This is a genomic window from Acinetobacter sp. WCHAc010052, from assembly GCF_002165295.2.
In the GTDB taxonomy this organism is placed as follows: domain Bacteria; phylum Pseudomonadota; class Gammaproteobacteria; order Pseudomonadales; family Moraxellaceae; genus Acinetobacter; species Acinetobacter chinensis.
Genome location: NZ_CP032143.1, coordinates 1,542,762 through 1,566,932, shown reverse-complemented (window position 1 = coordinate 1,566,932; position 24,171 = coordinate 1,542,762). Strand labels below are relative to the sequence as shown.

Here is a 24,171-nt window from a genome sequence, read left to right as displayed (position 1 = left end):
TCATAGAACAATAAACAATTGGTTATTCTATCAGCATTTCCGATAAAAAAACTGCACAAGCTGTGATGATTTTCATATTCTATTTTGCTGTTATACTACGGACATCGTTTTACAGCTTTAGTTTAAGTGCAATTATGAATAAAAAACTTTTAATTTGTGGCGCAATTGCCACGGCTCTTCTTTTTACAGCATGTGTTAAGAAAGAGACACCTAAGGATGACGAACAGGAACAGGTTGAAAATCAACAGGCTGCTGCTTCTGAACCTGCTCAGTTTGAACCGCTTGAATCTGTAGACCCGGAGCCTGCTGCTGAGATTCCTGAGCATGTAGAAGTGGAACGTCATGAAACTGAAAACACGACAACTGAAATCCGTCGTGAAACACGACCTGCACAAACAGAAGCCAATGCAGCTGAGCAGACAAGACCTACTGTAAAAGCTGAAGCTGTTAAAGCAGAAGACAAACCCACTCAGGCGATACAACCTAAACCAAACAATTCAGGTGCTCAGACTGAGGATGATGCTGTCGCTGCTGCAATTGCTGCTGCAACACCTGCACTGGATAACTGATCTTTATATATCCTGTAAAAAGACCGACAACTGTCGGTTTTTTTATTGGTCATAAAAATAACAGCCCCTTGTGTTACAGATAGAATTTCAGTTTTTCAGCGAGAAATTCAATAAACAACCGCACTCTTTTCGGTAAATGTTCACGCTGATAATACACAGCATGTATTTTTTGATATTCAATTTTGATCTGATCTTCAAGCAATGCGACCAGTCTGCCCGAGTTTAAGTCATCCTGTACCAGAAAGCGTGACAGACATGTAATTCCCAGACCCTCCAGGGCAAGCTGACGTACTGTTTCACCATTTGATGCTTTGATGACGGGTCGTGCTGTATATGGCATACCGTTTAACTCAACAGGCCAGGTATTCAGATGCAGAGACTGACTGAAACCAATCAGAGAATGCTCAACAAGCTCTTCTGTTTTTAAAGGACGCCCATGTCGCTCTATATATTCAGCACTTGCAACCAGATAAAGTCTGCTTCTGCACAACAGTTTTGCATGTAAACTTGAATCATTCAGTTCACCAAAACGAATCGCAACGTCTGTTTTATGTTCCAGTAAATCAATGATCTGATCATGATTATTCAGTTCAATTTCAATTTTTGGATATTTCTGCATAAATTCATGCATCAGCGGCACAATGACATGCAGAATGAATGGCGTGGCAGAATCCACCCGAATCAAACCTGAAATATCCTCATCCGATTTCAGCAATGAATCTTCAGCTTCTGCCAGATCATGTAAAATTTTACGTGCTTTTTCAAGAAACAGCTGCCCTTCCTGAGTCAGTTTCAGTTTTCGGGTTGTACGCTCAATCAGAGTCACTTTCAGTTTGGTTTCCAGTCGGCTTAAAGCACGACTTACACCGGAAGTTGTCTGGCTCAGATGCTCCGCAGCAGCAACAATCGAACCACTGTCCACGATAGTTACGAAAGCCTGTAATTCTTCAAATGTTGATTTCATTGATTCATTATTGAATTTTAGTCAATAATATTTTGCAGATTAACCCATTTTTAATCAAGTTAAGAAAATGCAGAATTGCGTCATTGAAAATTTGTACTGAGTTTAAAACATGATTCTTCCAAAAACTGGCGTTGGCACCTTCAGACTCACAGGACAGACTGTCATTGATTCTGTAAAAATGGCACTTGAAATGGGTTATAACGCCATTGATACCGCTCAGATTTATTGCAATGAAGCTGAAGTTGGACAAGCCATTCAGCAAAGCCATATATCCCGTGAAAAGCTCTTTATCACCACAAAAATATGGACGGAAAATCTCTCAGCTGAAAAACTGATTCCGAGTTTAAAAGACAGCCTGCAAAAACTGCGTACAGATGCAGTCAATCTGACCTTAATCCACTGGCCGGCACCTAAGTCTGGAATTTCTGTTCATGACATGATGCAGAATCTGCTTGAGGCAAAAAAACTGGGACTGACTGAATATATTGGTATTTCGAATTTCAATATTGAACTGACACAACAGGCAATAGACAGTGTTGGAGCAGAAAATATTGCCACCAGTCAGATTGAACTGAGCCCTTATCTTCAGAATGAAAAACTGAGTCAGTTCCTGAAATCACAGCAGATTGATGTAACTTCCTATATGACACTGGCGTATGGAAAAGTACTGAACGATCCTGTGCTTCACAGTATTGCACAACAGCATGAGGCATCCACAGCACAGATTGCCCTCGCCTGGGCCTTACAGAAAGGTTATGCCGTTATTCCTTCTTCAACCAGACGCGAACACCTGGCTGCAAATCTCAAAGCTGTGGACATTCAGCTGAGTACCGAAGAAATGCAGTTAATTACGCAACTGGAGCGTAATGGCCGGGAAGTCAATCCTTCCGAACTGGCACCTGAGCAGTGGGACTGATATGAAAATCAATTATCCACTTCTCGCGCTTGCCATTGGTGCATTTGCCATTGGGACCACTGAATTTTCACCGATGGGCTTTTTACCTGAAATAGCTTCAGATCTTTCCATTTCCATTCCTCAGGCAGGACTGCTGATCAGCGCATACGCCATAGGTGTGATGATTGCTGCACCTGTCATGACGTTATTACTGAACAGGTACTCCAAACGTACTGCTCTGATATTACTGATGAGTATTTTTACCGTCGGCAATATCTATGCGACGTTTGCACCTGACTTTTTAAGTCTGATGGCAGCACGTATCCTGACCAGTCTGAATCATGGTGCATTTTTTGGAATTGGCTCCGTTGTAGCAGCAAGTGTCGTTCCTAAAGACAAACAGGCATCGGCTGTTGCGACAATGTTTATGGGACTGACGATTGCCAATATTGGTGGTGTTCCACTTGCGACCTGGATAGGTCAGAATATTGGATGGCGCATATCATTTACAGCTATTTCCCTGTTGGGCGTACTGACCATGTTTTCAGTATGGAAAGCCATTCCCGAAGGTAAAAACACCGAAAAAACAGATATTCTGTCCGAGTTAAAAGTACTGGGACGTAAACCTGTTCTGCTGGCACTGCTGACTACGGTCATGAGTGCGGGTGCGATGTTTACTTTGTACACCTACATTGCACCCAGTCTGAAAACCTTTACACATGCCTCTCCTTTGCTGATAACCCTGATGCTGGTATTGATCGGTATAGGTTTCAGTGTGGGTAATCACCTGGGTGGTAAGTTTGCAGATCTGTCTGTCAATAAAACCCTGATCGGTTTTCTGTTGATGCTCACTGCGATGATGCTGCTGTTTCCCTTACTGGCAACGACAGCAACAGGAGCTGCAATTGCACTGATCTTATGGGGTACAGCGGCATTTGCTGTGGTTCCACCATTGCAGATTCGGGTAATGGCGGTTGCCCACGATGCTCCAGGTCTTGCCTCATCAGTCAATATCGGCGCATTTAATCTTGGAAATGCTTTAGGTGCTGTGGCAGGCGCATACGTGCTGAATCAGGGCTTTGGCTATCATATTGTTTCATTTACTGGTGCAGGACTCAGCCTGGCTGCATTGATCCTCGTTTTTATTCAGATGCAGCATGATAATGTAAGTACAACTTCATTACAAAAATGTACTGAATCATAAAAACACCACTGAATATTTATCCTAAAAAATAAAGTCTGTAGAAACAGACTTTATTTTTAACACTTTTGAATCAATTTTAAATCAATTTTAAATCAATATAACTTTAAAAAATCTGCCATTAACTTCGATGCCCACGAACGGGTATGTAAGCCCTCGTAAAAACCACAATGACTGCCTTTACGGGTGGTAACAACGACAATATTTTCCATCTGCTGTACGGTCTGCTTAAATGGCTCAAAATTTTTGATCGAACAGACAGGATCATCTTCAGCATTTAAAACCATTAAAGGAATTTTTACATTTTCAAAAACATAAATGGGGTTGGTTGCCTGAGAATACTGCTGATAATCAGTGAAACCTGCCATTTCATAATATTCATTCTGAAATTCTTCAAGCGTTGTTGTTTTCAGCACAGCCTGAACGGAACTGACCTTTTTCCAGGTCTGCTCATAGGGTTGAATAAATGCCTTGACCAGTTTTTTAGTCATAATTTTGGTATAAAAAGGATGAACATTTTTAAAGCCAAGCTCTGTGTCATAACCTGGGCACATGGCAAAAGCAGCTTTAAACGGAGTATCGAGTCCCTCCTCACCAAGATAACGCACCAGTAATCCCGTACCTGCCGATGAACCAACAGCATAAAGTTCTGACTGAGGGAATGTCTGCTGAATAAAATCAAGTTGTTCCCGTAAATCTGACACTGAACCAAAAATCGACATCTGCGGCACAGGCATCGGCAAACCTGCATGCCCACGGCGCAGACAAAGCGCAATTCTCCATCCTGTATATTCGTGCAGATCTCTTACCAGTTCACGCATACTTTCAGGTGTACCTGTAATGGTATGCATAATCACAACTGTCGGGACATTCTGCGGTAAATCATAACCCAGCCAGGTGACTGCCGTAACACCACCATCCTGCATGGTCAGCTGGTCTGTGCGGTCATACTTCAGTTTGATGGTTTTCTTTTTAATCACATCAAAATACAGCAAATGTACATGAGAGTTGCTTAACCACGGTGTAGGTCGATATTTCTGGTGCAATTGTGGCAGATGATCCAGTACATGCTTAATCTGTCCATGCGTGTTGTAATAAAGTTTGGGTTGCTCTGCTCCTGTGATTTGATCCAGTACCGCCTGGGTAAATTGATTAAATTTATTCAAAATAGGCATAACAATATCTCTGACTTTGTACACAAACGCACGGTTTTAACTTGGTTTACAACGCTTCACCCTGACATGATGTACATATCAGGATGATACAGGTGAACTGTTCAGCCTGGACTTAACTTAGGCTATTTATTCAATAACAGCACTGTTAGGGCTGATACTTTGTTATACGTTCGCCCATCTGAGCCCCAAGTGCCTGTAAGCCACTGAGCGGACGAATCATGACTTCAAATTCAACAATCTGACCCTGTTCATTGAAACGAATCATATCAATGCCTTTCAGTTGTTTTTCTGAAACAACCGCTGAAAACTCAAGTACCGCACTTTGCTCATCTTCAGTAAAAAATTCACGGTGATAGGTAAAGTTTTCAAAGACCTGAATCACATTGGTCAAAATAAAATAAACCACCTGTTTCCCTTCATAAGGCTTAAACGCCACAGGTGAACGGAACACCACATCATCAGCGAGTAAATCACTGAGGATGCTCATGTCACGTGTTTTGATCATTTCGTGCCATTTTTGAATGGCTGGTTTGGTGTTTTTGTAACTCATTTTATGTCCTTTTAAATTGATTTTCCCCTCACCCCGTCCCTCTCCCTGAGCCATATATGGCGCAAGAGAGGGAGAATCTCACATTAAAAATACGTGATATTCCCTCTCCTTTCAGGAGATGAGAAGTGTACTTCGCAAGGGAGAGGTGCTTTTAAAAGAAGATAAAAGTTTCTATTTCAATCTTTAATTTAAAACAACTAAAATCATGACTTTAAAACCCTTAACTCCCTCACCCCAACCCTCTCCCAAAGGGAGAGGGAGCTTACCGTTAAATCACCATCGCCAGTTCAGCACCCTGACGAATGGCACGTTTTGCATCCAGCTCGCCCGCTTCTTTCGCACCACCAATCAGATGCACAGACTTACCATCGGCTTGAAGCTGATCAAACATTGCAGTAAACGGTTCCTGTCCTGCACAGATCACCACATTGTCTACATCTAAAATCATGGTTTTTTCACCCACTGTGATATGTAGACCTTGATCATCGATTTTGTCGTAGCTTGCACCTGAAATCATATTGACATGACGGTGTTTTAAACCTGTACGGTGAATCCAACCTGTGGTCTTACCTAAGCCTGCACCAACAGAATTGGTTTTACGTTGTAGTAAATAAATTTCACGTGGAGACTGTTCAACTTCAGGTGCTTTCAAACCACCGACATGCTCATAAGTGGTATCAATACCCCATTCATCATAGAATTTTTGAGGATTCAGACTGCCACTTTCGCCTTCATGCGATAAATATTCTGCAGTATCAAAACCAATACCGCCCGCACCAATGATCGCGACTTTTTTACCAACTGGCTTACGGTCACGCAACACTTCGACATATGACAATACTTTTGGATGATCAATGCCTTCGATATTTAAATGACGTGGTGTTACACCTGTTGCGACCACGATGTCATCAAAGTTTTCCGCACTGAGTTCTTCGTAAGTCGCAGTATGATTCAATACCAGCTTGATGTTCGGTTGCAGTTCAATTTTACGTTTGAAATAACGTAAAGTTTCGTAGAACTCTTCTTTACCTGGAATGGTTTTCGCAATATTGAACTGACCACCAATCTGATTTGATGCTTCAAAAATCGTGACTTTGTGACCACGATCAGCCGCATAGGTTGCAAAACTTAAACCCGCAGGACCCGCGCCAATCACCGCAATATTTTTAACATTCGCTGAATCTTTAAAAATCAGTTCAGTTTCATAACATGCACGTGGATTCACTAAACAAGTGGCAATTTTCATAGAGAAAATATGATCCAGACACGCCTGATTACAACCGATACAGGTATTGATTTCATCTGCACGACCTTGTTCAGCTTTTGCGACAAAGTGCGAATCTGCAAGCATTGGACGAGCCATTGAGATCATATCCGCATCGCCCTGAGCAAGAACATGTTCAGCCATTTCAGGGGTATTGATACGGTTTGAGGTAATTAAAGGCACATTCACCGAACCTTTTAACTTCTTAGTGACCCATGTAAATGCTGCACGAGGCACTTTGGTCGCAATCGTTGGAATACGTGCTTCATGCCAACCAATCCCTGTATTGATAATGGTTGCGCCTGCTTTTTCGATTTCTTTAGCAAGCTGAATCACTTCTTCAAGGGTTGAACCACCTTCAACCAGATCAAGCATAGATAAACGATAGATAATGATGAAGTTTTCACCCACTTCTTCACGGGTACGGCGCACAATTTCAATCGGGAAACGAATACGGTTTTCATAGCTACCGCCCCATTCATCATCACGATGGTTGGTACGCGCTGCGATAAATTCATTGATCAGATAACCTTCTGAACCCATGATTTCCACGCCATCATAGCCTGCAATCTGTGACATTTTTGCGCAATTGGCAAAGTCAGCAATCGTTTGCTGTACTTCCGCAGACGTTAAAGCATGTGGTTTAGTTGGATTGATTGGTGCCTGAATTGCTGATGGTGCAACATTTTCAGGCTGATAAGAATAACGCCCTGTATGCAAAATCTGTAATGCAATTTTCCCGCCTGCATCGTGTACCGCCTGGGTAATGACTTTATGTTTTTCTGCTTCTTCTACAGTATCCAGTTTCGAACCACCGAAAAATGTCACCCCATGATCATTCGGTGAAATACCACCTGTTACGATCAGCCCTACACCGCCTGCTGTACGCTCTGCATAGAAAGCAGCCATACGGTCATAACCACCATCCACTTCTTCAAGTCCTACGTGCATAGAACCCATTAACACTCTGTTTTTTAATGTAGTAAAGCCTAAATCTAAAGGCGCAAGTAAATGTGGATAATTTGACATGTGTACTCCCTTGGCTTGCGATACGCTTGCTCATGTTCAATTGTATTTTTGCTTAATGCAACTTGTTGCATAAATTCATGTGTTATTTATAAGCGAGATTTGATTTTTATGCAACATGTTGCATAATGACTCAAGCTTCATTTTTTGTGAAATATTACAGCCATGTCTTTAGCCCATGTTTTACTGACCAGTCTGATGGAAAAACCAAGTACAGGTTTTGAACTTGCACGACGTTTTGACCGTTCCATGGGTTTCTTCTGGAATGCAACCCATCAGCAGATTTATCGTGAACTGAATGGCATGCAAAAAAAAGGATGGATTTCCACACTGGAAGATGAAGCCGATACCGGACGTAAAAAAACATATCAGGTGGAACAACCTGGTCGTATCGAACTGACCGAATGGATGAGCAAACAGGGACAGCCTGCCCAGTTACGTGAAGAAATTATGGTGCGCCTGCGTGCTGAGGCACAACTGGGTGGAAACAGTATTTTGCCTGAACTGCACAGACACCTGAAAATTCATCGTGACAATTTAATTGTCTATGAACAGATTTTTGCCAAAGACTTTGCTCATGCAGATGAACAAAATAGAACATTATTTATTCATAAAATGATCTTACAATTGGGAATTGATCTGGAGAAAGGCTGGATTCACTGGCTTGAACAACTTATTCCTCCGCTTCAGAAATTCGCTGAAAATGACCCGAAATAGGTAAGCTATGCCATATTACAACATGCCTGATGGTGAAAAATTATTTGTCCGTGAAATTGGACAGGGAGAGCCCGTACTTGTACTTTCAGGTTTAGGTATGCAGAGCTGGCAATGGATTCCATTTTTACTGCCTAACCAGAAATATAAATTTATTATTCCTGACTGGCGTGGTTTTGGCGGATCAAACCGCTGCGCCATTCCTGAAATGGATGCAATTTCCAGTCACTGGCGTGATATTGACAGCCTGATCACACAGCTGGAACTGCCATCTTTTGCCGTCATTGCTTATTCAATGGGTGCGACAACTGCCATGCACGGCATGCAGTATGGTGATTTTGGCGATAAAATCTCCCATTATCTGCATATTGACCAGACCCCAAAAATTCGTGTCGATGAAACCTGGAATTATGGTCTTTTTGGTAAAAAGCAGTTTGAATTCCGTCACTTGCTTAAAGAAATATCTCAGCTGCTCAACGCACACACAGACAAAAAACTGCTGAAGGAACTGGATGACACTGACCGCAGAAGTCTGGTTGAATTATGGCTCGATTTTATTAAACTTCAGGCGAGCAATAAAGTTGCTCCTTATCTGTTTGGTATTGCATTGAACCGTCCGAAACTTCAGCCTTACATTCTGCCTGTTCAGCGACTGGATTATTTAAAGTGGTATGTAAACAATTATTTACATCACAATGAAGATTATCGGAGTGCCATTTCCACTCTGACCTGTCCAACAACGTTTTTTACAGGACAGGAATCGGTTTTATATCCAGCAAAAGGACAGAAAATTATTGCTGACAGTATGCTGAATGCACGACAGGTGATCTTTAAAAAATCAGGACATACACCTTTGATTACTGAACCGGTAAAATTCCGTTCTGAAATCTCCAGGTTCTTAAAGTCAATTGCCTAATCCATCAAGACAGAAGGTGATCTTTAATTCAGTTTAAAGATCACTTATAAAATCACACGATCATATCTGATCGCCTCAAGATCATATACCTGATATACACAATCCAGCAGCGCACGGATATCTTCACTTTCATCCATGTCTCTCATGGTCAGAAAAATAGGGCTGACCGCTGCATCTTCAAGCAACGGCACATAGCTTAAATGCCTGAAATGCATCATCTGAGCACTTTCCGGCACAATGCAGATTCCCTCTCCTGCAGCTGCAAGACCCAAGGCCAACTGTATTTCCCTGACTTCACGTAAGTGCCTCGGTTCCAGACCGTATTCTGTAAATAATGCTTTGATCTGAGAGGAATAACCAGGACCGTTGGTTCGTGGATATAAAAACACACTTTCATTGACCAGTTGCTCCAGCGAGACACCGCTCTGCATTGAAGCCACTTGATGACTTGAATGCACAGCCACCATTAAGCGTTCTTCCCTTAACAGCACCCGCCGAATGGAGGAGTCGGAAAGGCGTGTCCGACTGAACCCTACATCAATGATGCCCTCTTTAAGTGCTTGAATCTGTTCGCTTGCAGTCATTTCAACAAGTTCTGTCTGAATATTTGGACGCTGCTGTCTGAGTAAATGAATAATCCGTGGCAGTAATCCATACAGCAGTGAGCCCACAAAGCCAATGTTGACAGTGCGTTCCTGTAAGGCAACACGCTTTGCCATAGATTTACTTTCTTCAGTCTGTGACAGGATTTTCAATGCCTGTTTATAAAAATAATGACCCGCTGCTGTGGTCTGTAAAGGTCTGCTTCCCCTTTCAAACAGCTGAATCCCCAGTTCACTTTCAAGGTTCTGAACCTGACGGCTTAAAGGTGGTTGGGCAATAAACAGTTTTTCTGCGGCACGTGTGAAACTCTGCTCTTCAACAACAGCAACAAAATATTTGAGATGCCTGAGTTCCATGCCTGTTTCCGCTTCATCTGATCTGAACGCGACGTTAGCATGGATGCTGAATACAGCAATTGTACTAAATGCTACAATTTTCCAGAAAAACTGAACTCATGGGTTTCCAAAAAAAAACGGACTCATTTGAATGAATCCGAAAACGGGAGCAACCATGATTGACCTTGTTTATTTAAAAAGTCATTAAACTTCTGCATTCTGAGCCAAACGCTCTATTACTCCCTGGTCATACAAATGCTGTATTTCCTGCTCATTACGGTATCTTGCCACTATCTGTTGTGTATGTTCACCCAGCTGAGGAGGAGCATTTTTATATTCCACTGGTGTATCTGAAAGTTTGATTGGTGAACCGATCACTGTAAATTCATCATTCAGCACATGGGGGACATATGCCACCATGTTTCGGTGCAAAACCTGAGGTTCATTCAGTGCATCTTCAATGGAATTGATAATACCGACTGGAACTTTGACTGCATGAATGGCATTGACCCAGGTTTCGGCTGTATCAGTTCTGAACCAGTCACCCAGCAACTGAATCAGAGTCTCACGATTACGTACTCTGTCCTGATTTCTACTGTAACGCTCATCTGCTGCAATCTCGGTCAGACCGATTGCATGGCATAAGTCTTTAAACTGCTTATCGTTTCCACAAGCCAGTATAAACTCCTTATCTTTCGCCTTAAAGGTCTGATATGGCACAATATTAGGGTGTTTATTTCCCATTCTTTGCGGTGCTTTACCTGAAGTCAGATAATTCATTCCCTGGTTTGCAAGTGTTGCAACCTGGACATCCAGCAAAGACATATCAATATATTGCCCACGACCAGTATGCTGGCGGGCAAGCAGTGCTGCCTGAATGGCAACCGTTGCATACAGCCCCGTCTGTATATCCACAACTGCCACACCCACTTTCTGTGAGCTGCCTCCCTCGCTTTCAGGCTCACCGGTAATACTCATCAGCCCTGACATACCCTGAATAATAAAGTCATAACCAGGTTCTGCCGCACGGGGTCCAGTCTGCCCAAATCCAGTGATGGAGCAGTAAACCAATGATGGATTCAAAGCACTCAAAGACTCATAATCCAGTCCATATTTTTTTAATGAACCTGCTTTAAAGTTTTCTATAATGACATCTGAATCCTGAGCAATTTCACGGATCAGCTGCTGTCCCTCAGCCGTTGTAATATCAACTGCAACTGAGAGTTTATTTCGGTTGGCACACTGAAAATATCCGGATTCACGGGTTAAATCGCCATCGTTACTTTTCATCCATGGCGGTCCCCACATACGGGTATCATCACCCACCTGCGGTCTTTCAATTTTGATCACTTCAGCACCAAGATCTGCCAGTATCTGACCACACCATGGACCTGCAAGTACACGGCTCAAATCAAGCACTCTGATTCCTTTTAAAGCACCCATTGCCAAATCCCTATCCTTTCTGGTTTCTTAATGAAAAAATTGTTCTATTGATATGAATGGCGGAAAACCACCATTCATTTTTCCTGAAAAATCAGTTCGCAAATGCAGCAATACCTGTCTGCGCCCGTCCCAGGATCAGGGCATGAACATCGTGTGTGCCTTCATAAGTATTGACCACTTCAAGATTAACGAGATGACGGGCAACACCGAACTCATCACTGATACCATTTCCACCCATCATGTCGCGGGCAACACGGGCAATATCCAATGCTTTTCCACAGTTATTACGTTTGATCAGTGAAGTCCCCTCAACAGAGGCAATCCCCTCATCTTTCATACGACCAAAACGCAATGCCAGCTGTAAACCCAGGGCAATTTCAGTCTGCATATCGGCCAGTTTTTTCTGAATCAGCTGATTTGCCGCCAGTGGACGACCAAACTGTTTACGATCCATGGTGTACTGATGCGCTGTATGCCAGCAGAACTCAGCCGCTCCCATTGCTCCCCAGGCAATACCGTAACGGGCACTGTTCAGACAGGTAAATGGACCTCGAAGACCTCGGATTTCAGGAAAGGCATTTTCTTCAGGGACAAAAACGTTATCCATCACAATTTCACCTGTAATCGAAGCCCGTAAGCCGACTTTTCCATGAATTGCAGGTGCTGAAAGCCCTTCCCAGCCTTTTTCCAGAATAAAACCACGGATTTCACCGACATTACCCTCAGCAGAGACCTCTTTTGCCCACACCACAAAAACATCTGCAACGGGACTGTTGGTAATCCACATTTTTGCGCCTGTCAGACGGTAGCCACCTTCGACTTTTTTCGCACGTGTGATCATGCTGCCAGGATCAGAGCCGTGATCTGGTTCAGTCAGCCCAAAACAACCAATATACTCACCCGTCGCCAGTTTTGGTAAGTACTTCTGCTTCTGTTCTTCTGACCCAAATTCATTGATAGGCACCATCACCAGAGAACTCTGTACACTCGCCATAGAGCGATAGCCTGAATCCACCCGTTCAATTTCACGTGCAATCAGACCATAACTGACATAATTCAGTCCTGCGCCGCCGTATTGCTCTGATATAGTCGGACCAAGCAGTCCAAGCTCTCCCATTTCCCTGAAAATGGAAATATCTGTTTTTTCATGACGGAACTGATCCAGCACGCGTGGCATCAGCTTACCCTGACAATAAGCCTGAGCCGAATCACGGATCATGCGCTCTTCTTCTGTCAGCTGCTGTTCCAGCAGAAATGGGTCCTGCCAGTTAAACTGTACACGTGCTTTTTTTGCTGAATTAACCATTTGATTCATTGCTTCCTCTGCAATATCTTCTGTCATTTATTGAATCTGATGGTAAGTGTGATCATTCATTCTTTCAAACGATTAATTTGCATTCAGATATTCCATTTTCGCATAGCTTAAATCTCCCGCCATCGTCAAACTCATACCCAAAGCACTAAAAAACCTGAGTAACTGAATTATTGATATGAAATCCACAACTGCTCTGCTAATCTTCATATGATATTTTGAGATAGCATGTATAAAAGGACTCATGTCATGCGCCGTAATATTCCTTCACTGCAAAGCCTGATCTGCTTTGAGTCTGCTGCCCGTCACTCAAGCTATACACATGCATCTTTAGAACTGTGCATTACACAAAGCGCAGTCTCCAGGCAGATTCAGCAACTTGAAGATTTTTTGGGGATCAGTCTGTTTACCCGTACCCGTCACGGCGTTGAACTGACCTATGCAGGACAGCAATATGCAAAAAATGTCCGTCCTTACCTGACGGGTCTTGAAAAAATGACCTCCGATATGATTTCTCATAAAGGTCAGGGAGGAACACTGAAACTGGGCGTTGTTCCTACCTTTGCAACCCGCTGGCTGTTGCCCAGACTTCATCGTTTTAATGTCCGTCATCCTGAAATTACAGTTCACCTGGAAACCAGTACAAAACCGTTTTTATTTGATGATAATATTTTTGATGCTGCCATTTATGCAGGGACTCAACAGCAGATTGATCACTGGCCAGGAACACAGACTCACTTTCTCATGCAGGAAGACCTGGTTGCAGTCTGTTCACCTCAGCTGATTCAGCAACACTTTCCAGATGCCGTCATGAATGGAAACGGCAGTTTCAACCTGACGCCTTCAGAACTGATACATTTACCGCTTTTACAGCAGACCACACGCCCTGCGATCTGGCAGGAATGGTTTCAGACACATCAGACTGAGCATCCCAGACCACATGATGGGCAACGTCATGAACTGTTTTCCATGCTCTCAGTCGCAGCCAGTCATGGGATGGGTATGGCGCTGATTCCACAGATGCTGATTGAACAGGAACTGACAACCGGTCAGCTTGCGATTGTATCTTCAGCGAAACTCCAGGGTAGCCGCTCTTATTATATGGTTCACGCGGTACAGCAGTCTTCTCCTCTGATCCAGAAGTTTACAGCCTGGCTGAAGTCCGAATTACATCCATCTTCAGTCAATGATCTGACCGACTATTGTTCTGCCTTAAAGGATTAAATCATGCAAAAACTTGTTGTATTTTCAGGTGCGGGAATGAGTGCTGAAAGTGGCATCAGTACATTTCGTGACAGTAATGGTTTATGGGAAAATCACAATATCCATGATGTTGCCACCCCTGAAGCCTGGCAGAAAAATCCTGAGCTTGTTCAGCGTTTTTATAATGAAAGACGTAAAAATATTCTGACTGCAACACCCAATCAGGCACACAGGCTGATTGCTGAACTGGAAAAATATTTTGAAGTACAGGTCATTACTCAGAACATTGATGACCTGCATGAACGTGCCGGAAGTTCAGATGTGCTGCATCTGCATGGAAATATCAGGCTCGCCAAAAGCTCAGGTCCTACAGCTCAGTACACCACTGAATTTTATCCTGTTAAAGGTGACAGCCTGTTGCTGGATCAGGACTTTTGCAAAGATGGTTACCCACTTCGTCCACACGTTGTATGGTTTGGAGAAGCTGTTCCTGCATATGATGATGCACTTGAAATAATCCAGCAGGCAGATATTTTTATTGTGATAGGTACAAGCCTGGTCGTTTATCCTGTTGCAGGGCTGGTTCATGAAATACCGCCTGCATGTCAGGCATATTATATAGACCCTAAAGCAGATCAGCAGCAGATGCCCGCACAATACCAGTGTATTGCACAGACTGCTACTGAGGGCTTACAGGTGCTGTTCTCAGAACTCTGCAAAACGCATAAAAACTGATGCTTACCGCTTCATAATTCCTGCTTTTCCATCAGTGACAAAAAAGCAGGAATCACACAGCACTATTTAATTTTGCTCAGGAAAGGCTTCAGCACTCTGTACAGCACATATAAAATCAACACAATCAGATACAAAGGCCAGACTGTAATCAGAATTACCAGCAGATCCAGTACAAACTGCCAGCCATACTGAACTCCGTTCCACGCACGTTTCCAGAAACTGTCACCATTCAGTCTTGCAACAGCATCGACATCTACATCTATCCTTTCTCTGACAGTTGAAGGCTGATTGACTATCAGGCTGATGGTACTGTAACGAACCCGATCCTGAACTTCCATCTGAGTCAGACGTGCAATTTCACTTAACTGCGAATTGCGCGTATCGGACGGAACACTCTGAGTCTGTGCAATTTTTTCTTCCAGCAGTTTCAGCTCATAGCGTTTTGCAGAATACTGCTGCTGATTGAGGAAGTACATCAGGGGCAACAGTTGATTAACAAAGCCTGCTGCCTTTTCGCTTGGCACTCTGACCACAATCTGAGCCACAGGATTTACTTTTTCAAATACTCTGATTTTTCCATCAGAAATACTTTGTGACTGTGTATCCAGCACCTGAAAATCAATATTCTTCTGCTCTACAAAACCACCAGCTTCATAGGTCAGCTTATCAATTGCCAAACCTGTTTTAATCACATCTGTTGCGGTAAAGTCCACACTCGCTTCACGCACCATACGACGTGCAGATTCAGCACTGTTAACCTGAGTATTCAGAATAACGTCTGGCTTCTGCTCAGTCTGTGGCGTTGTATCAGGTTCATGCTGGGCTTTGGCTTCTGATTCCATACTCACAGCGCTGTCCGCCGCTACTGCTTCTGTCGATGCTTCAGCGGGAGCTTCTTCCATTTTTTTTGAACAGCCATTTAAAAGCAGGCTGCATAAAATAAGTGCTGATATTTTTTGATTCATGACATTTTCACTTTTTATTAAATTTAAAACATGTCTGTATATGGCTTGTTTTGATGTATTACTCAGACACCGACAAAATGATGGAAGAATAAAAATGAGTCAATATAAAAAAGGTAGCCTGCCTGTGCCTGCTACCTTTTTATAATGAATGTACCGCAACTTATAATGAATGTACCGCAACGAAATAATATTCAGATCTATCCTGCACGTTCAACTGACAGCACATCCCCACCTGGACGTTCTATTTCTGAAATCATATTTTCAAAAGAAAAGATCTCATCCAGCTGAGCCTGAGTCAGTAAATTCTGCTCCAGTACTACCTGCTGAATGGTTTTGTTCTGCTCGATACACAACTTACCGATTTCATCGCATTTAGCATGTCCAAGTAATGGATCAAGCAGGGTAATAATACCGACACTGCGCATTACAGCGTTATAACAGGTCTGTGTATTTGCCTGAATTCCAGCAATACACTTGCTTTCCAGTGTATCCATGGCATGGGTCAGCAGTTGAATGGATTCATTGATGGATACCGCAATGACCGGTTCCATCACATTTAACTGTAACTGTCCTGCTTCTGCCGCCATGGTCACGGTCAGATCATTTCCGATCACCTTAAAAGCAACCTGATTGACCACTTCCGGTATCACAGGATTGACTTTTGCCGGCATGATGGAAGAACCTGCCTGAAGCTCAGGTAAGCGGATTTCAGCCAGACCCGTCCGTGGACCTGAACTCAATAGACGTAAGTCATTACATATTTTGGACAGCTTCACCGCCAGGCGTTTCAGCGTACTGGATAAAATAATAAAGACACCGCAATCACTGGTAGCTTCGACATAATCCTCTGTTCCCTGCAAATCAAGCCCCGTAATTTCATGCAGCACTTTAACCACTTCATGGGCATATCCTTCGGGTGAATTTACCCCTGTACCAATTGCAGTCGCCCCAAGATTGATTTCAAGTAAAAGCTGACGGGTTCTGTCGATCAGTTTCAGGTCTTCTTTCAGCAGAGTTCCAAAAGCACGGAATTCCTGTCCCATCGTCATCGGTACAGCATCCTGCAACTGAGTTCTTCCCATTTTCAGTACGGTCTGAAATTCGGTTGCTTTGGCATAGAAGCTGTCAATCAGTTTTCTAAGCTGAACAAACAGATCATCAAGACTGTAATACGTTGCAAGCCTCAGAGCCGTTGGATATACATCATTGGTTGACTGTGATTTATTGACATGGTCATTCGGATGAATAACGCTGTACATACCTTTCTCATAGCCCATCTGCTCAAGGGCAATATTTGCCAGTACCTCATTGGTATTCATATTAATGGAAGTACCTGCACCCCCCTGATAAACATCCAGCGGAAATGAGTCTCTCCAGCCCTCAGCATTCTGAATCAGTTCATCACAGGCACGCTGAACAGCCAGACTGATGTCCTCACTGATTTTAGAAAACTGAAGGTTGGTCTGAGCCGAAGCTTTTTTTACCTGTGCGAGCGCACGTATAAAGTGCAGATTTGCTCCCACTCTCTGACCTGATATCTGAAAATTTTCCAGTGCCCGTAAGGTATGAATTCCATAATAACAATCTGAAGGTACTTCTTTCACACCCAGCAGGTCTTTTTCTATTCTTGTTTTAACCGTTTGAACTGTAGACACAATCTATACTCACCGTAATGCACTGAATCCGTGCACCATCATCATAGCTGTTTTATACAGAGCAACTACATGGCAATTTATCATGTTTGGAAATGGTTTATTACTGTTTCAATACGCTCTGTTGCTTATGTAACTCTATGTAAATAAAGTTGTGATTTCGTCCATCGTGTTTTTTATAATTCAGTAACTGCCCAAATCTGGCATAATCAGTCAAACACACTTTTCCTGCGCTGATGCATCATTTTAATATGATGTTTTTATTCAATAAATTCAGATTGTATCTAAACGTACATTTAGATACACAAGATCATCATAAATTACTCTTAAATGTTACAGATGGTAATTTTATTTTTATGTTTGAATCAGCACCTTGCTGACAGTGCATAAAAATTAACCCTGGACAGGTTTATCCATAAGGACATAAGGATGGGCATATGAGTCAACTGAACCCCACATTAATCACTTTTATTTTCTATATCCTGGCAATGGTTGGTATTGGTTTATATGCCTATAAAGCAACCACTGACTTTTCCGACTACATTCTGGGCGGACGCAGTTTAGGGAGTGTCGTTACAGCTCTTTCCGCAGGTGCATCTGACATGAGTGGCTGGTTGCTCATGGGCTTACCTGGTGCAATTTACCTGGCAGGGTTATCTGAAGCCTGGATTGCCATTGGGCTGATTATTGGTGCCTGGCTGAACTGGCTGCTTGTTGCAGGTCGTTTGCGGGTACATACTGAAGTGCAGAATAATGCACTGACATTACCGGATTATTTCACCAGCCGTTTTGGTGACAGCAAAAAAATTCTGCGTATCATTTCAGCCATCGTTATTCTGGTTTTTTTTGCGATTTACTGTGCTTCAGGCATGGTTGCCGGTGCGCGTCTGTTTGAAAGCCTGTTTGGCTGGTCATATACAACAGCCTTATGGATCGGTGCTATAGCCACCATCAGTTATGTCTGTATCGGTGGCTTCCTGGCGATCAGCTGGACAGATACTTTTCAGGCAGGCTTAATGATTTTTGCCCTGCTGCTGACTCCAATCATGACGTATCTGGCACTGGGTGATAACAGCGCTCACTTTGCAGGTCTGATTGAACAGGCCCGTCCACATGCCACCAATATGATTTCAGGTCTGAGTTTCCTTGCGATTATTTCATCCGCCGCATGGGGACTGGGTTATTTTGGACAGCCCCACATTCTCGTCCGTTTTATGGCTGCTGACTCCGTCAAATCCATCCCTGCTGCCCGTAAAATTGGTATGAGCTGGATGATTCTCTGTCTGGGTGGTGCTGTAGGTACAGGTTTTATCGGTATTGCTTATTTCCAGCTGCATCCAGAACTGGCTGCTGCTGTAACCCAGAACCCTGAAACCATCTTTATGGAACTGAATAAAATTTTATTCAATCCGTGGGTTGCCGGAATTATTCTTGCTGCAATTCTTGCGGCTGTCATGAGTACACTCAGCTGTCAGTTACTGGTCTGCTCAAGTGCGCTGACTGAAGATTTATACAAAGCATTCATCCGTAAAAATGCCTCTCAGAATGAACTGGTATGGGTTGGACGTGTTATGGTACTGGCTATTTCTGTACTGGCTATTGCGCTTGCCATGAACCCTGACAGTAAAGTTCTGGGGCTGGTTGCCTATGCCTGGGCAGGTTTTGGTGCTGCATTTGGACCATTGATTATTCTGTCTCTGTTCTGGAAACGCATGACGCTCAACGGTGCAATCATTGGTATGATCGTTGGTGCTGTAACTGTGATTCTCTGGAAAAACACGATGGCACACACAGGCTTATACGAAATTGTTCCTGGTTTTGTTCTGTCTTTCATCAGTATCATTGTGGTGAGCCTGCTGGGTAAAGCGCCATCTGCTGAAGTAACTGAGCGTTTTGAAAAATCAGATGCACTGTATAAAAGTGAAATGGCAAAACTGAAATAAATCCTGACCACATTTTCAGTTCCACCATTCAAGTAAAGAGGGTTCATCCCTCTTTACTTTTGTGCAGATACCCTATGAAAGCAGACTGGCAAACCGCCTGTATTTAAAGAACACCACCGCAGTTTCACCACCTATACCGCTTTGTTCTGATATTTCAGTTTGATCTGTGAGCTTTCCTTAATCACTTCCATGACAGGATAACTTCGGGTTTCTTTCACTCCAGGTAACTGCCACAGCACCTGCCCTGATATTTTCCTGAACTCCTCCATATTTGCACAGCGGATTTTTACAACAAAATCAAAGCCACCACTGATCATATGACACTCAATAATTTCAGGGTGCTGAAGAACTGCATCGCTGAATTCTTCAAGCACATTGGGCGTTGTTTTATCCAGCAGGATTTCCACAAAAACCACAAATGCGGCATTCAGCATTTCTGGGTTCAGGCGTGCTTCATACCCTGTAATGAACCTATCTTTTGCCAGTTTCTGCACACGAGCCAGTACAGCTGTAGCTGACAGATTCACCATTTCAGCAAGCCGTGTATTTGAAATGCGTCCATCTTTCTGAAGAATATCCAGAATTTTAATATCCGTTCGGTCAAGGCTAAGAATTGGGCTGCTCATCTGAATTATTCTCTAAATTTTAGGCATATTATAGTGAGATATTCGGCATTTATTCTGTAATGATTCATTAAATAAAGCTCCCCTAAAAAATCATCAGTCACAGGATGTTGGCATGAATACGATGAACACTGAAGCGCATTTCAGCGATAAAGAACTTAATTCTGAATATATTTCTGAATTCCGTGAAAAAAATGAATATGAAATTCAGATCAATACAGCATGGCGCCGTGCTGAGCCTGAATGCGTTGAAAACCTGCTTGAACACAGCCAGATTCCTGATGAACTGAATGACCAGATTCATAACACTGCATTTAACCTTGCTCACACCTTGCGTGAACGGAAAAGCTCATCAGGTAAAGCAGGTATCGTACAGGGACTGCTTCAGGAGTTTGCACTTTCCTCACAGGAAGGTATTGCTCTGATGTGCCTGGCAGAAGCGCTGCTTCGTATTCCAGATGCTGCAACCCGCGATCTGCTGATCAAAGACAAAATAAACCAGGGCAACTGGAAAGAACACATTGGTCAAAGCAGCCTGATGTTTGTCAATGCAGCAGCATGGGGACTCATGCTGACTGGCAAGCTGATGGAAACACCAAAACAGAACAGTCTGTCGGGTATGCTGACGTCTCTGCTCGCCCGCAGTGGTCGTGGTGTGATCCGTAAAGCTGTTGATGTTGCCATGCGCATGATGGGTGAACAGTTTGTAACAGGTGAAACCATTCAGGAGGCACTGAAACACGCTGAACCTCTTGAAGATAAAGGCTTTCGTTACTCCTACGATATGCTGGGTGAAGCAGCCCTGACTGAACATGATGCAGAACGCTATTATGAAGACTATACCAATGCCATTCATGCTATTGGCAAGGCTTCTGCTGAAAAAGATGTTTATGATGGTCCTGGTATTTCCATCAAATTATCTGCCTTGCATCCGCGTTATCAGCGTGCTCAGATCGGTCGTGTCCACAATGAACTTTATGGAAAGATTCTTCAGCTGGCGCAGCTTGCAAAACAGTACAACATTGGTCTGAATATTGATGCCGAAGAGTCAGAGCGTCTGGAAATTTCACTGGAACTGCTGGAAAGACTCTGTTTTGAACCCTCACTGAATGACTGGAAAGGCATTGGCTTTGTAATCCAGGCTTATCAGAAACGCTGTTTTTATGTGGTCGATTATATTATTGACCTGGCAAAACGCAGTGAAAAACGACTGATGATCCGTCTGGTCAAAGGCGCATACTGGGACAGCGAAATCAAAAAAGCCCAGATGGATGGCATGACTGATTATCCAGTATTTACCCGCAAGGTTCATACCGACCTGTCATACATTGCCTGTGCAAAAAAACTGCTTGCCGCTCCCGATCAGATTTATCCGCAGTTTGCGACGCATAATGCACAGACACTTGCTACTATTTATCAGCTTGCAGATCCTGCACAGTACTATACCGGTCAGTACGAATTTCAATGCCTGCATGGTATGGGCGAACCGCTTTATGAGCAGGTGGTCGGTAACCGAAGTGACAACAAACTGGGCGTTCCCTGCCGTATCTATGCACCTGTAGGTAACCATGAAACATTACTGGCTTACCTGGTCAGACGTTTACTTGAAAATGGTGCAAACACCTCATTCGTCAACCGTATTGCAGATAAAACCATAGAAATAGATGATCTGATTGAAAACCCTTACATCACCATCACTGAAACCGCGCAGAAAGAACAGATCACAGGTCAGAAACACCCTGCCATTCCTCTGCCTGTAGAGCTTTATGGTGATGTCCGTAAAAACTCGGCCGGTTTTGATCTTGCCAATGATCTGGATCTCAGTGTTCTGAATCAGACCGCTGTTCAGCTGGCACAGCACCAGTGGCATGCCACTCCTATGGGCAAAAATCTGACTGTGACCAATGGTTCAACAGCGAATAAAATTCTAAATCCATCCAGTCATCAGGATGTTGTAGGCAGTGTCCAGGAAGCCACGGCAGAACAGGTAGAACAAGCCCTGGAAAATGCAGTACTTGCACAGCAGAACTGGTCTGAACTGAGTAAAAACAAACGAGCTGACTGCCTGCTTAAAGCCGCTGATCTGATGGAATCACATCTTCAGGAACTGATGATCCTGCTCAGCCGTGAAAGTGGTAAAACCTATTCAAATGCAATTGCAGAAGTACGTGAAGCAGTAGACTTCCTGCGCTACTATGCAGCTCAAGTGATTGATCTGAGCGATGACTGTGTTCTTCAGCCATTAGGTACCGTACTGTGTATCAGCCCGTGGAATTTCCCGCTGGCTATTTTTACGGGTCAGATTGCTGCTGCCCTGGTTACTGGAAACACGGTAATTGCTAAACCTGCTGAGCAGACGCCTCTGATTGCCTCTGTTGCTGTCCAGATGTTATGGCAAGCCGGTGTTCCTGAAGATGTTATTCAGCTTCTGCCTGGTCGCGGTGAAACTGTAGGCGCACAGTTAAGTGCTGATGCCCGTATTCAAGGCATTATGTTTACAGGCTCGACTGAAGTTGCTGTGATTCTGAACAAAACTCTGGCAGGTCGCATCAATGCGGATGGTCAGCCTGTTCCACTGATTGCTGAAACTGGTGGGCAGAACGCAATAATTGTTGATTCGTCTGCATTGACCGAACAGGTGATTCTGGATGCCGTCAGTTCAGCTTTTGACAGTGCCGGTCAGCGTTGTTCAGCTTTGCGTATTTTATGCGTTCAGGAAGACAATGCCGCCAGTGTCGTGAACATGCTCAAAGGTGCCATGCTTGAACTTCAGGTCGGTAACCCTGCGCTGTTGCAGACGGATATTGGTCCGGTCATTGACACCGATGCAAAGAACATTATTGAAGCGCATATTCAGAAAATGAAAGACAAGGGCTACCCTGTTCACCAGCTCATGATGGATCAGTCACAGGATCTCAGTCAGGGAACATTTATTGCTCCAACTTTAATTGAACTGCCTGATTTAAATGATCTGAAACGTGAAGTGTTCGGACCGGTGTTACATGTCATTACCTATAAGTACGGACAGCTCAACCAGCTGCTCGATCAGATCAACAGTAAAGGCTATGGTTTGACTATGGGTCTTCACACCCGTATTGATGAAACGATTCATACGGTTGTTTCCACAGCAGAAGTTGGAAACCTGTATATCAACAGAAATATTGTAGGTGCAGTGGTAGGCGTACAGCCTTTCGGTGGTGAGGGGCTTTCAGGTACAGGTCCAAAAGCTGGAGGTCCGTTATATCTGTACAGATTAATCAGACAATGTTCAGATAAAAAACTGCGTCAGCCATTTTCAGTTCAGGCACTGACTGAATACTCTGAAACTGAAACATTTATTCAATTTAAACAATGGCTCAATACCCGTTTCAGCCAGCTGAACATCACTCTGCCTGAGCCTGTATGCAGCCGACAGCAGTTCCTGCTGAAAGGTCCTACAGGTGAAAGTAATGAATATACCGTTCTGCCCCGTAAACATGTGCTCAGTCTTGCGACCTCCGAATCCGATCAGATCCAGCAATTACTGACTATCTTTTCAGTCGGCAGTCAGCCGGTTGTACTGGCGGACAACCCATTTGTTCAGAAATACCTGAAAAGCATGCCAAAAGAAGTATCGGACAGTTTTATCTTCATTAATGATGTCACTGAAGGTGAGTTTGATGCTGTACTTCATCATGGTACTGACGAGCAGTTACTGAAACTTCAGCAGCAGATGGCAAACCGAACCGGTCCTGTTACAGGCATCAGTCACATGAAACCAGGCAATGCATTTATTCCTGCTGAACGCCTGCTGATTGAACGTGCCGTCAGTGTAAATACTGCAGCAGCGGGTGGTAATGCTAGTCTGATGACACTGGACTGAAACCACATCAGTCATGTTGTCAGATCACAGCATGACTGAGCTTTTCCATACCTCTTTATCAGACTGACATCTCCCTTTCACTGTCAGTCTGATTTTTTATGTTCTGTATGTCTCTGACTGCATTTAAAATTCTGCATCCAGATTCACTTCTTCCTGCCTTAAAGCCACTATTTTTGCAGTTTTCAAATCAATAACTTTAGGCATATCCATCAAACTTTGTT

General features: G+C 43.5%; 19 protein-coding genes. 9 read left to right on the top strand and 10 right to left on the bottom strand.

Going from position 1 to position 24,171, the window contains the following annotated elements:
* The first annotated feature begins 134 nt into the window (after window positions 1-134).
* Window positions 135-569 (top strand): internalin, encoded by a 435-nt coding sequence (locus CDG61_RS07730; protein WP_087511626.1) that lies wholly within the window; start codon window positions 135-137, stop codon window positions 567-569.
* A 73-nt stretch (window positions 570-642) separates the two neighbouring features.
* On the opposite strand, the gene CDG61_RS07725 is transcribed toward CDG61_RS07730, so the two are convergent.
* A complete protein-coding gene (locus CDG61_RS07725) occupies window positions 643-1,533 on the bottom strand; it encodes a LysR family transcriptional regulator (protein ID WP_087550206.1) in 891 nt (296 codons plus the stop codon).
* A 109-nt stretch (window positions 1,534-1,642) separates the two neighbouring features.
* Between CDG61_RS07725 and dkgB the strand changes: the two genes are divergently transcribed.
* On the top strand, window positions 1,643-2,449 hold the full coding sequence (gene dkgB / locus CDG61_RS07720; RefSeq protein WP_087550207.1) for a 2,5-didehydrogluconate reductase DkgB: 807 nt from the start codon (window positions 1,643-1,645) through the stop codon (window positions 2,447-2,449).
* 1 nt (window position 2,450) lies between these two features.
* Entirely contained in the window at window positions 2,451-3,632 is a 1,182-nt protein-coding gene (locus tag CDG61_RS07715; protein WP_087550208.1) for an MFS transporter, read from the top strand.
* 92 nt (window positions 3,633-3,724) lie between these two features.
* On the opposite strand, the gene CDG61_RS07710 is transcribed toward CDG61_RS07715, so the two are convergent.
* From CDG61_RS07710 to CDG61_RS07700, 3 genes are all read right to left on the bottom strand, one after another.
* A complete protein-coding gene (locus CDG61_RS07710; RefSeq protein WP_087550209.1) occupies window positions 3,725-4,804 on the bottom strand; it encodes a YheT family hydrolase in 1,080 nt (359 codons plus the stop codon).
* A 145-nt stretch (window positions 4,805-4,949) separates the two neighbouring features.
* The gene (locus CDG61_RS07705) at window positions 4,950-5,354 is read right to left on the bottom strand and encodes a nuclear transport factor 2 family protein (RefSeq protein WP_087550210.1); all 405 of its coding nucleotides are present in this window, start codon (window positions 5,352-5,354) and stop codon (window positions 4,950-4,952) included.
* Window positions 5,355-5,622: 268 nt separating this feature from the next.
* Window positions 5,623-7,647, bottom strand: a complete 2,025-nt coding sequence (locus CDG61_RS07700; protein ID WP_087550211.1) for an NADPH-dependent 2,4-dienoyl-CoA reductase — start codon at window positions 7,645-7,647, stop codon at window positions 5,623-5,625.
* Between the two features lie 162 nt (window positions 7,648-7,809).
* Here CDG61_RS07700 and CDG61_RS07695 point away from each other — a divergent pair, with 162 nt between their 5' ends.
* Together CDG61_RS07695 and CDG61_RS07690 are read left to right on the top strand one after the other, a co-directional pair.
* Window positions 7,810-8,361: a PadR family transcriptional regulator gene (locus CDG61_RS07695; RefSeq protein ID WP_087511619.1), complete on the top strand. Its 552-nt coding sequence runs from the start codon at window positions 7,810-7,812 to the stop codon at window positions 8,359-8,361.
* A 7-nt stretch (window positions 8,362-8,368) separates the two neighbouring features.
* On the top strand, window positions 8,369-9,274 hold the full coding sequence (locus tag CDG61_RS07690; RefSeq protein WP_087550212.1) for an alpha/beta fold hydrolase: 906 nt from the start codon (window positions 8,369-8,371) through the stop codon (window positions 9,272-9,274).
* Between the two features lie 44 nt (window positions 9,275-9,318).
* On the opposite strand, the gene CDG61_RS07685 is transcribed toward CDG61_RS07690, so the two are convergent.
* The 3 genes from CDG61_RS07685 to CDG61_RS07675 form a co-directional block, all read right to left on the bottom strand.
* Window positions 9,319-10,233: a LysR family transcriptional regulator gene (locus CDG61_RS07685; RefSeq protein WP_087550213.1), complete on the bottom strand. Its 915-nt coding sequence runs from the start codon at window positions 10,231-10,233 to the stop codon at window positions 9,319-9,321.
* A gap of 183 nt (window positions 10,234-10,416) precedes the next feature.
* The gene (locus CDG61_RS07680; protein ID WP_087550214.1) at window positions 10,417-11,655 is read right to left on the bottom strand and encodes a CaiB/BaiF CoA transferase family protein; all 1,239 of its coding nucleotides are present in this window, start codon (window positions 11,653-11,655) and stop codon (window positions 10,417-10,419) included.
* A 91-nt stretch (window positions 11,656-11,746) separates the two neighbouring features.
* Window positions 11,747-12,970, bottom strand: a complete 1,224-nt coding sequence (locus tag CDG61_RS07675) for an acyl-CoA dehydrogenase (RefSeq protein WP_087550359.1) — start codon at window positions 12,968-12,970, stop codon at window positions 11,747-11,749.
* A gap of 246 nt (window positions 12,971-13,216) precedes the next feature.
* Between CDG61_RS07675 and CDG61_RS07670 the strand changes: the two genes are divergently transcribed.
* Window positions 13,217-14,191, top strand: a complete 975-nt coding sequence (locus CDG61_RS07670) for a LysR substrate-binding domain-containing protein (RefSeq protein ID WP_087550215.1) — start codon at window positions 13,217-13,219, stop codon at window positions 14,189-14,191.
* Between the two features lie 3 nt (window positions 14,192-14,194).
* Window positions 14,195-14,905, top strand: coding sequence for an SIR2 family NAD-dependent protein deacylase (locus CDG61_RS07665; protein WP_087550216.1), 711 nt, complete (start codon window positions 14,195-14,197; stop codon window positions 14,903-14,905).
* 62 nt (window positions 14,906-14,967) lie between these two features.
* Here the strand turns inward: CDG61_RS07665 and CDG61_RS07660 are convergent, their stop codons facing one another.
* Together CDG61_RS07660 and aspA are read right to left on the bottom strand one after the other, a co-directional pair.
* Window positions 14,968-15,870, bottom strand: a complete 903-nt coding sequence (locus CDG61_RS07660; RefSeq protein WP_087511613.1) for a DUF4349 domain-containing protein — start codon at window positions 15,868-15,870, stop codon at window positions 14,968-14,970.
* A 197-nt stretch (window positions 15,871-16,067) separates the two neighbouring features.
* Window positions 16,068-17,525, bottom strand: a complete 1,458-nt coding sequence (aspA, locus tag CDG61_RS07655; protein ID WP_087550217.1) for an aspartate ammonia-lyase — start codon at window positions 17,523-17,525, stop codon at window positions 16,068-16,070.
* A 434-nt stretch (window positions 17,526-17,959) separates the two neighbouring features.
* Between aspA and putP the strand changes: the two genes are divergently transcribed.
* Window positions 17,960-19,465 carry a sodium/proline symporter PutP gene (gene putP, locus CDG61_RS07650; protein ID WP_087550218.1) on the top strand — a complete coding sequence of 502 codons (1,506 nt, stop codon included), beginning with the start codon at window positions 17,960-17,962 and terminating at the stop codon, window positions 19,463-19,465.
* Window positions 19,466-19,596: 131 nt separating this feature from the next.
* Here the strand turns inward: putP and CDG61_RS07645 are convergent, their stop codons facing one another.
* Entirely contained in the window at window positions 19,597-20,091 is a 495-nt protein-coding gene (locus CDG61_RS07645) for an Lrp/AsnC ligand binding domain-containing protein (RefSeq protein ID WP_087550219.1), read from the bottom strand.
* Window positions 20,092-20,203: 112 nt separating this feature from the next.
* On the opposite strand from CDG61_RS07645, the gene putA reads away from it, so the two are divergent.
* Window positions 20,204-23,950: a trifunctional transcriptional regulator/proline dehydrogenase/L-glutamate gamma-semialdehyde dehydrogenase gene (gene putA, locus CDG61_RS07640; protein ID WP_087550220.1), complete on the top strand. Its 3,747-nt coding sequence runs from the start codon at window positions 20,204-20,206 to the stop codon at window positions 23,948-23,950.
* Window positions 23,951-24,171 lie beyond the last annotated feature (221 nt).